This window comes from Polaromonas sp. P3_C2, from assembly GCF_056402675.1.
This window is the reverse complement of sequence record NZ_JBFUGX010000821.1, coordinates 1-1,622: the sequence shown is the minus strand read 5'-3', so window position 1 is coordinate 1,622 and position 1,622 is coordinate 1. Positions and strand designations below refer to the sequence as shown.

Below are 1,622 nucleotides of genomic sequence, written 5' to 3'. Positions count from 1 at the left end.
ACCTCACTGGCCTTGGCCTTGAAACGCTCAATTGCGAGCGCCTGGGCCTCGCCCTCGACTTTGGCGCGCTGCTCGCGGCTCAATGCAAAACTGACGTTGCCCATGGTCAGGGTCTGGATCTTGCCCGCCGTGCTGGTGATGCGCGGGAAGTCCTTGCCTTCCAGCACCAGTTCGGTGGAGCCCTGCCAGCCATTGATCTTGCCGTCCTTGCCATAGCGCGGATACAGGCTGAAATTCCCGGTGCGCACCTCCATCTGGCCGGGCGCCGCCGCCTGCTTGGCCTGGGTCAGCGCAGTCTCAAGCGCCTGCCTGAGCTGGCTTTGCACGACGCCCGCGTCAGCACCATCACGGGTTGTGGTCAATGAAATCGACAACAGGTCCTGCTGCACCTCCACCGAGCCACTGACCGATAACTGGGCCACGTTCTGCAGGGATTCGTGGAAGTTGGTCTGGGCCATGGCATGGCTACCCAGCACTGCGCCTGCCAACAGGACACACAAAGCGATCGATTTTGGAGCTCGCATCGGAATTACCTTTCGGGGTGGTGAATTTCAGCCGCTTCTGGCTAAAAAAGACAAGCGTGAAATGGAGGGGGAAATCATGGTGAACATCCGGAACGCTGCAAATCAAGCAGCCTGTTCACCGCAAGTAACCAGGCGCATTCGCCCGGCATTGCTCTTACAAGGGCCCGCCAGCGCGGTGCCCAGGGAGCGGCCGCTTATTTTTACATGTGTTTTTTCAATCGAATGTAGGCGCATTGCCATAGTCAACACGCACACTTGCATGTGGCCGCAACTTTTGTAACAGTGTGTCAAACCGACTGAAAAATGCGACATCCCGCCTTTTCAGCCTTCAAAATGGCTCTGTTACAAATTACCAGATGACTATGACCCAAGCTCAACCCAACGCCCGTGCCGACAAAATCCTGATCCTTGATGACGATGCCCGCATTCGCGACCTGCTGCGTCGCTACCTGGCCCAGGAAGGTTTTGAGGTCATCCTCGCCGAAGACAGCAAAGCGCTGAACCGCATCATGCTGCGCGACGCCGTCGACCTGATCGTCCTGGATTTGATGATGCCTGGCGAAGACGGCCTTTCCATCTGCCGCCGCCTGCGCGCCGCCAATGACCGTACGCCCATCATCATGCTGACCGCCAAAGGCGAGGACGTGGACCGCATTGTCGGCCTCGAGGTCGGCGCCGACGATTACCTGGCAAAACCGTTCAATCCCCGTGAATTGCTCGCCCGCATCCACGCCGTGCTGCGCCGCCGGCCGACGGCTGAAGTGCCGGGTGCGCCGTCCAGCGACCAGGAAGTGATTACCTTTGGGCCGTTTTCCTTCGATATGGGCTTGCGCACCCTGCACAAGAACGGCGAAGAGCTGCCGCTGACCACCGGCGAATTCGCCATGCTGAAAACCCTGGTGCGCCACCCGCGGCAGCCGCTGTCCCGCGAAAAACTGGCACAGCTGGCACGCGGACGCGAATTCGAGCCCTTTGACCGCAGCCTGGACGTGCAGGTGTCCCGTTTGCGCAAACTGATCGAAGTGGATGCTGCGGTGCCCCGCTACATCCAGACGGTCTGGGGTATCGGCTACGTGTTTGTGCCGGACGGAACGAACT

At 59.7% G+C, this 1,622-nt stretch carries 2 protein-coding genes; one reads left to right on the top strand and one right to left on the bottom strand.

All coding sequences use genetic code 11. The annotated features are described in order from the left end of the window. A partial coding sequence (locus AC1DWI_RS22370; protein ID WP_477725809.1) for an SIMPL domain-containing protein occupies positions 1–524 on the bottom strand: 524 nt, incomplete at its 3' end. A gap of 362 nt (positions 525–886) precedes the next feature. Here AC1DWI_RS22370 and ompR point away from each other — a divergent pair. Continuing rightward, positions 887–1,622 (top strand): osmolarity response regulator transcription factor OmpR (gene ompR, locus AC1DWI_RS22365; RefSeq protein WP_007866319.1); only part of this gene is annotated, 736 nt, incomplete at its 3' end.